At 41.4% G+C, this 8169-nt stretch carries 7 protein-coding genes; 4 read left to right on the plus strand and 3 right to left on the minus strand.

The window, feature by feature from the left end; all coding sequences use genetic code 11:
- Positions 1-141 precede the first annotated feature (141 nt).
- Positions 142-276: a hypothetical protein gene (locus tag CALSC_RS27800; protein ID WP_268807187.1), complete on the plus strand. Its 135-nt coding sequence runs from the start codon at positions 142-144 to the stop codon at positions 274-276.
- Between the two features lie 110 nt (positions 277-386).
- Positions 387-2114, plus strand: a complete 1728-nt coding sequence (locus tag CALSC_RS05505; protein ID WP_088240397.1) for an ABC transporter ATP-binding protein — start codon at positions 387-389, stop codon at positions 2112-2114.
- Positions 2115-2212: 98 nt separating this feature from the next.
- Here CALSC_RS05505 and CALSC_RS05510 read toward each other — a convergent pair whose 3' ends face one another.
- Both CALSC_RS05510 and groL read right to left on the minus strand, forming a co-directional pair.
- Positions 2213-3610, minus strand: coding sequence for a protein kinase domain-containing protein (locus tag CALSC_RS05510; protein WP_088240398.1), 1398 nt, complete (start codon positions 3608-3610; stop codon positions 2213-2215).
- A 270-nt stretch (positions 3611-3880) separates the two neighbouring features.
- Positions 3881-5572 carry a chaperonin GroEL gene (gene groL / locus CALSC_RS05515; protein ID WP_088240399.1) on the minus strand — a complete coding sequence of 564 codons (1692 nt, stop codon included), beginning with the start codon at positions 5570-5572 and terminating at the stop codon, positions 3881-3883.
- 158 nt (positions 5573-5730) lie between these two features.
- Here groL and CALSC_RS05520 point away from each other — a divergent pair, with 158 nt between their 5' ends.
- On the plus strand, positions 5731-6816 hold the full coding sequence (locus CALSC_RS05520) for an MraY family glycosyltransferase (protein WP_088240400.1): 1086 nt from the start codon (positions 5731-5733) through the stop codon (positions 6814-6816).
- Between the two features lie 213 nt (positions 6817-7029).
- Here CALSC_RS05520 and fabG read toward each other — a convergent pair whose 3' ends face one another.
- Positions 7030-7794: a 3-oxoacyl-[acyl-carrier-protein] reductase gene (gene fabG, locus CALSC_RS05525; protein WP_088240401.1), complete on the minus strand. Its 765-nt coding sequence runs from the start codon at positions 7792-7794 to the stop codon at positions 7030-7032.
- A 178-nt stretch (positions 7795-7972) separates the two neighbouring features.
- Between fabG and CALSC_RS05530 the strand changes: the two genes are divergently transcribed.
- On the plus strand, positions 7973-8169 hold a 197-nt coding region (locus CALSC_RS05530), incomplete at its 3' end, for a four helix bundle protein (protein ID WP_143288161.1).

Genomic DNA, 8169 nt, shown 5'->3' on the forward strand with positions numbered 1-8169 from the left:
AAATGGATATGCGAATTGCTGCGATCGCATTATCTTTGAATGCTACAGTTATTACGCGCAATCAAAAGGATTTTGGGCTAGTACCAGGACTGGTAATTGCAGATTGGACACTTCCTCCTTCCTAACTCCTCATTTATAGCAATGGACATATCGGTTAAGACAATATTGTTCTACTCAAAAACTGTCAACCATCAACTAACAACTAACAACCACCAACCACCAACCACCAACCACCAACTAACAACTATCAACTATCAACTAACAACTATCAACTGAAAAACGTCCTAAACATAATAGCAACTGCTATATTTCCCAAAACAGAAACTACCATCAAGTGAACAACGTCAAACAAGGTAAAATTAAAATCTTGTTGTGGATGTGACAGATTGAAAACGCGCTCTAATTATTGGCATCTTCTCCCCTATATTCGTCCCCAGTGGCAAAATATACTCAAAGGCTTTTTAGGTATTATTGGATACGTCTTAGCGACTCTCACATTAATCAATTTCGCTGGTCAATTATCCACTCCCTTTAGTCAAGGTGATGTAGTAGCGATCGCCCAACTTTCTGGTACCCTTGGTGCAGTATTTTTAGTGAGGGGTTTTTTCCAATCTATACAAGATATTTACATGGCGAAGGCGGCGCTAAGAGTGGCTTTTAATCTCCGCAAGCAAGTCTACTCTCACCTGCAAAAACTCAATCTCAGCTATTTTCAAACCACTAAGGCTGGGGATTTATCTTATCGGCTGACGGAAGATGTTGATCGGGTAGGGGAAGTTATCCATAAACTATTTCATGACTTTATTCCCTGTGTATTGCAGTTGATCGCAATTCCTATCTACATGATTTACCTCAATTGGCAACTCACATTAGCCACGGTAATTGTTGCTCCATTGATGGGGGTATTAATTGCTTGGTTTGGGGAGCGCTTACGTAAATTTGCGATTAAAAGTCAAAATAGAGTATCTAATTTATCTGCAATTCTGACGGAAGTTTTTAGTGGTATTCGCATTATCCAAGCTTTTGCGGCGGAAAATTACGAAATTTCTCGGTTTAGTCGAGAAGCAGAACGGGCTTTTAAAGCTAAATATCACACCGAAAGATTGAAAGCCGTTCAAATACCGATCATTGGTTTTTTGGAAGCGGTGGGCGCTTTAATCTTAATATTCGTGGGTGCTTGGCAAATATCCCAAGGTAATCTCACAGTAGAGAAATTCTTTAGCTATCTTACTGGTGCAGCTTTACTCATCGATCCCGTGGGTCATACTACTAATAACTACAACGAATTTAAACAGGGGGAGGCATCAGTCGATCGCGTATTTGCATTATTGATAATTAAACCCACCGTAGAAGACAAGCCGAATGCTTCCCCTCTTCCCGTCGTAGATGGCAAAGTAGAATATCGCCACATTTCCTTTGCCTATGAGTCTGGAGAGCCAGTATTAAACCATATTAGCTTATTGGCAATGCCTGGAGAAGCGATCGCTTTAGTAGGAGCTTCCGGATCAGGTAAAACCACGTTTGTCAACCTTCTGCCCCGATTTTACGACCCAGGAGCCGGTCAAATACTCATCGATGGTATTGATATTCGGGATGTCACCCTACACAGCCTGCGACGACAGATTGGTATAGTTCCCCAGGAAACTACCATGTTTTCTGGTACAGTTGCCCAAAATATCGCCTTTGGACAAGCTGAATTCGACTTGCAAGCTGTAGAAGAAGCGGCGAAAATTGCCAACGCCCATAAATTTATCACTCAACTTGCCGACGGTTATGACACCTGGGTGGGTGAAAGAGGGGTAAACCTATCTGGAGGACAAAAACAAAGAATTGCGATCGCCCGTGCTGTACTGCTCAATCCCAGGATTTTGATTCTTGATGAAGCCACATCAGCCTTAGACTCTAATTCTGAAGCATTAGTACAGGAAGCCATAGAAAGATTAATGTATGGGAGAACCGTATTTATTATTGCCCACCGTCTGAGTACAGTTAGAAAATGCGATCGGATTTTGGTATTAGAAGAGGGGAGAATCGTAGAGTCGGGAACACACGAGGAATTATTAGCTTTACAACATCACTATGCCGGATTTTATGCCCAACAGTTTCATCAATAGGGTAATGAAATGATAGGGTGATTGAGTTTTAGAGTAATTTTTTATCCTTGATGATTTATGATAATCAAAAATCTAGCGACATATCATATGTTATCCGCTTACTGAGATAGTCGAGGTATGGGCGCAGGTATCACCACTATTTGCCCAGTCTGTCCTTGGCGTTCTACTTGTAATACAAGTTGCTGACCCTGACTATTTTGAACTATTTCTTGGAAAGATTCTTCCTGACTAACAAACTTACCATTTACACCAAAAATAACATCCCCTGCACGTAATTTAGCTTGTGATGCTGGTGAAGGATTATATATGTGTACCAACATAATTCCTTCATTTGAAGATATATTCCAACCAGTATTCTGTCTCCAATTTTCCTTTAATTGAGGTGTTAATGTTGCCATTTGAACACCAATAAAATATTTAATGGTCGTGTTCGTAGTAGGTGTAGGCGATACTGAAATTGATGAGGAAGATGGGCTAGGAGAATTTTCTGACACTACTGGTACTGCGTCTGGATCTGTTGCCCTAGTATCTTTTTTGACATTTCCTGGATCCGGCGATGATATTGCTACTTCTGCATTGTCTCTATTGGCAAGCCAAACGATAGTAGGTACACCCACCACCATACCGAGAATTACACTACTCAAAAGTATTACTTTTTGATTGTTTTTTGGCAGAGAAATAATTTGATTTTGCAAAGCCGCAAGCATCTCTTGAGTTGTTGTAAAACGTTCTTGACGTTCAAACTGAATTGCTTTATCTAAGACTGATGCAAATTTGCTGCTTAAATCAGGTCTATATTGTCGCCATACAAAATTAGTCGTTGTGGTGTCAGTTAATTCTTGTGGTTGTTTGCCTGTTAGCAAATAAACAGCAGTTAATCCTAAACTATATAAGTCACTGGAAAAAATTGGACGTCCAATTGATTGTTCGGGTGCCATGAAACCTGGTGTACCAATAACAATTGAATTAGTCAAATTACCAGATGTGGTTAACAAATTATTTCCTACAGTTTCTTTAATAGCTCCAAAATCAATCAATACAGGCTTTCCATCATCATTACGAATAATAATATTATCTGGTTTTATATCTCGATGAACTATGCCTTTGCTATGAATATAATCCAGAACATACAGAAGACTGATTAAAATTTCTTTGACTGCTACCTCAGTCATTAATCCATTTTTTTGTATCTTTTCTGTACAAGTATGCCCTTCAATATACTCTTGAACTAAATAAAATTGACCATTATCTGAAAAGTAAGCATATAAGTAAGGTATTTGAGGGCTACCGTTACCTAGTTCTTCTAGAATAGCTGCTTCACGTTGAAAACGTTGTTGTACTAAATGATGAACTTGAGGATTGTCTTCAATTGGTCTAAGTCGTTTAATTACACAATAGCGGTGAGAAGGCATTTGAGTATCTTCTGAGAGGAAAGTCTCACCGAATCCACCCTCACCAATTTTGCGAATAAATTTATAACGATTATTTAGAAGCATTTTTCAAGACCAATAAAATACTTATATGGCACTGATAGGACTCATATTTGATTTCTGAAAAACCAAATTACCTAGAAGCTTGCCATACAAAGTTTTATTTCCCAATATACGTAGCAAGATTCAAGCAAGTACGATTCCTATATATGAAATAAAATAATACATAACTTTTTTCATCGGGACTACCTTCTGACATAAAAAAGCAGCTTACCTATAATTTAAGGCAAACTGCAGTCAAAATATCTATCAAAATATTTACATCAGGGTGAGGGCTTACATCATACCCATACCAGGCATACCCATGCCCATGCCGCCCATGCCACCCATGCCGCCCATGCCGCCCATGCCGCCCATGCCGCCCATGTCAGGGGCACCACCAGCAGGTTCTTTCTCGGGCATCTCTGCTACTATCGCTTCGGTAGTTAATACCATAGCAGCAATAGAAGCAGCATTTTGTAAGGCAGAACGAACTACTTTTGCTGGGTCAATAATACCAGCAGCAATCATATCTTCGTATTCCCCTGTAATGGCGTTGTAGCCAATGTTAAATTCTGTATTGCGTACTTGATTGACAACAACAGAACCCTCATAGCCAGCATTATCAGCCATTTGACGCAAAGGCGTATCTAGCGATCGCGCCACTATATCCGCCCCAATTTGTTCTTCTTCTGGGAGGCTGTTTCTAACTTCATTCACCTTGCTAATTAAGTGAATTAAGGTTGTACCACCACCAGGAACAATTCCTTCTTCCACAGCCGCTTTGGTGGCGTTCAGAGCATCTTCAATCCGCAGCTTACGGTCTTTTAACTCAGTTTCTGTTGCCGCACCAACTTTAATTACTGCCACACCACCAGCCAACTTGGCAATGCGTTCTTGCAGTTTTTCCTTATCATAATCGGAATCAGTTACTTCTAACTGCTTACGAATCTGTTCGATGCGCTTTTGGACATCACTTGTATGCTCGCCAGCAGCAACGATGGTGGTATTCTCTTTATCAATTTCGATTTTGCGGGCAGTTCCCAGCATTTCTAAAGAAGCGGTATCCAAATTTAAACCAATTTCTTCAGAAATCATTTGTCCGCCAGTCAAAATTGCAATATCTTGCAACATGGCTTTACGGCGTTCCCCAAATCCAGGAGCTTTAATGGCACATACAGACAATACACCTCTGGCTTTGTTAACTACCAAAGTAGCCAGAGCCTCACCTTCGATATCTTCAGCAATTATGAGTAAAGGTTGACCAGCTTTAGCAACTTTCTCCAGAATGCCTACTAATTCTTGAATATTGCCGATTTTCTTATCTGTAATTAGGATGCGGGCATTTTCTAACTCCACCGTCATCCGTTCATTATTGGTAATGAAATAAGGAGAGATATAACCGCGATCGATTTGCATCCCTTCCACAACTTCTAGTTCTGTACTCAGGGATTTGGATTCCTCAACGGTGATTACACCATCTTTAGTCACCTTTGCCATGGCTTCAGAAATCATGGCACCTACTTCCTCGTCATTACCGGCGGAAACCGTAGCTACCTGAGCGATTGCATCTCCTTCTACTGGTTTAGCGATCGCAGCAATTTCTGTAACTAGTTTTTCAACAGTCTTTTCAATTCCAAGTCTAGCAGACACAGGATTTGTTCCCGCAGCTACATTTTTTAGCCCTTCTTTAATCATTGCTTGAGCTAAAACAGTAGCTGTAGTGGTACCATCTCCAGCAACTTCCTTTGTTTTAGAGGCAACTTCTTGGATTAATTTAGCGCCTGTATTTTCTAAAGGATCTTCTAGTTCAATTTCTTTAGCAACGGTGATACCATCATTGACAATTTGGGGCATACCAAATTTCTTTTCTAAGAGAACGTTACGCCCTTTAGGTCCCAGAGTGATTTTCACCGCATCTGCCAGGGAGTTAATACCTCGTTCTAATGACCGCCGTGAATTTTCATCAAAGGAAACTATTTTCGCCATGTTTTACTTCTCGATCACTTCCATTAGACAATTTAGCACTCAGAGGCAAAGAGTGCTAACTATATTAAACAGTGAAATCACAGATAGATCAGAAAAAATTTATTAATATACACTATGATGCTGATGTTGAAAATTTTTATTAGTACTTAGATTGGGAGATGAATATATACAACTCCCTGAAGGCAATTGGTATTGCTAGCCCTGGCGGTTCCGGCTGGCTAGCAGTGGTATTTACTTTTCTATTAGCTTGGGTAGTTACCTGGCGTTTGATCCCCGCAGTCAGAAAATTTGCTCTGCGGGTTGGTTGGGCAGATCAACCCAATGCTCGCCGTCTTAACCAAGAACCATTACCTAATGCGGGTGGTTTGGCAATTTATGCCGGGGTTGTAGCAGCATTGGTTCTAGCTAGTTTATTGCGACCGATTGAACTACAAAATGTATTGGCACAAGTTCTAACCGTACTATTAGGAGGATCAATCTTAGTTTTAGTCGGCTTTATTGACGACCAATTTGGTTTACCTCCCTCTGTGCGCTTGCTGGTACAAGTACTCACAGCATTGTTGTTAGTAGGTAATGATATCAGGTTAGAAGTTGCATTTGGTACTCCTGTTGACTCCGTGCTGTCCATTTTATTCACAATATTGTGGGTGGTGGGAATTACCAATGCCATTAATTTAATGGATGGTATGGATGGTTTAGTGGGTGGAGTTAGTTTTATTACTGCCATGAGTTTACTGGCAGTTTCAGCTCAATTTCCCAACCGTGCAGCTGCAACTTTAGTATTAGGGGCTCTTGGTGGTGGTTCTTTAGGCTTTCTCCGTCATAACTTCCATCCTTCCCATATCATTATGGGTGATGCTGGAGCCTACTTTTTTGGTTATGTACTAGCTGCAACCACAATTTTAGGACAACTACAAGTTTCAACCCTTGTGGCTTTAGTACCTCCTGTTTTATTCCTGCTATTACCTGTGCTAGATACTACACAAGTAATTATCAGGAGACTATTGGCAGGTAAAAATCCCATGAGTACTCCTGGTAAAGACCATTTACATCATCGTCTTTTGGCTTGGGGTTTATCTCAGCGCCGTGCAGCCTTGACTTTATGGGTAATTACATTGGCTTGTAATGTAGTAGCAATGAGGTTTCAAGGTATGAGTCTGGCTGTGATATTTGCCACTACTACTAGTATTATTCTGCTTTTAAGTTTTACTGTTTGGCAGAGAATGCGAGCTATGAAGGAGTAGGGAGTAGGGAGTAGGGAGTAGGGAGTAGGGAAAGAGGGAAGGAGGGAAGGAGGGAAGGAGGGAAAGATAAAAAATCTTAACTCCCAACCCTCAACCATCAACCCTTAACTATCAACTACCAACCCTCACTCCATCACTCCCTCACTCCCTCACCCTCCCACTCCATCACTCTCTCACTCCCTCACTCCTCCACTCCCACACTCCCACACTCCCTCACGCCATAACCATACCGCCATCAACGTTGAAGACTTGCCCGGTAATATAAGCAGCAGCAGTATCTGCGGCTAGGAAACGTACCATCCCAGCAACCTCTTCCGGTTGTCCATAACGACCAAGGGGAATAAACTGGAGAATCTCTTCTGATTTGATATCTTCTGTCATGTCGGTGGCGATAAAACCAGGAGCAACGGCGTTAACTGTAATGCCACGGGGAGCCAATTCTTTGGCTACTGTTTTGGTAAAACCAATCACCCCTGCTTTCGCCGCACTGTAGTTCGCTTGTCCAGGATTACCCATTTGTCCAGCAACAGAGGCAATATTAACTATGCGCCCTGAACGCTGTTTGAGCATAATTTTACTGGCTGCACGGGTACATAAAAATACACCTGTGAGATTAAGGTTAATTACCGCTTGCCAATCTTCTGGCTTCATCCTTAATAGCAATGTATCGCGGGTAATACCTGCATTATTTACCAAAATATCAATACGCTTAAACTTATCGATCGCAGTTTTAAATAATGAGTCTACCTGATCACCTTGGGATACATCTGCTTGTAGTGCAATAGCATTTCCCCCAGCAGAGGTAATTTCTGTCACTAGCTCCTCTGCCGCTTGACTAGAGCTAGCATAGTTAACAACAACATTTGCCCCTAATTTAGCCAGTTCCCCTGCGATCGCTCTACCGATGCCCCTGGAAGCACCAGTCACAATTGCTACTTTTCCTTGCAAAGTTTGCAAATTTTCTGGCAATATTTCCATTTTTTCGTAATATATTTTTAATCACCGCGTTATTCATCATAGGGTGAAGAAGGTAGGAGGGGGAAGAGGCAGGGAGCAGGGGGTAGGGAGCAGGGGGAAGAGGGCAGGGAGCAGGGAGCAGGGAGCAGGGGGCAGGGGGCAGGGGGAATGATTTCTAAGTAAAGGAGGAGGTGGTGGAATGGAAAAGGAACCAATAAAAAGTCATGAAGACTTGGAAGTGTATAAAATGGCATTTGATGTAGCCATGAAAATTTTTGAATTATCTAAAAAGTTTCCTGTTGAAGAACGTTATTCTTTAACTGATCAAATTCGTCGTTCATCTCGTTCTGTTTGTGCAAATCTGGCAGAGGCATGGAGAAAACGCCGTTATGACTG

This window comes from Calothrix rhizosoleniae SC01, from assembly GCF_900185595.1.
Taxonomy (GTDB): domain Bacteria; phylum Cyanobacteriota; class Cyanobacteriia; order Cyanobacteriales; family Nostocaceae; genus Calothrix_A; species Calothrix_A rhizosoleniae.

Coding starts and splice junctions, on each gene's coding strand:
- CALSC_RS27800 (WP_268807187.1), top strand. CDS start 142: ATGGACATATCGGTTAAGACAATATTGTTCTACTCAAAAACTGTCAAC.
- CALSC_RS05510 (WP_088240398.1), bottom strand. CDS start 3,610: ATGCTTCTAAATAATCGTTATAAATTTATTCGCAAAATTGGTGAGGGT.
- groL (WP_088240399.1), bottom strand. CDS start 5,572: ATGGCGAAAATAGTTTCCTTTGATGAAAATTCACGGCGGTCATTAGAA.
- CALSC_RS05520 (WP_088240400.1), top strand. CDS start 5,731: ATGAATATATACAACTCCCTGAAGGCAATTGGTATTGCTAGCCCTGGC.
- fabG (WP_088240401.1), bottom strand. CDS start 7,794: ATGGAAATATTGCCAGAAAATTTGCAAACTTTGCAAGGAAAAGTAGCA.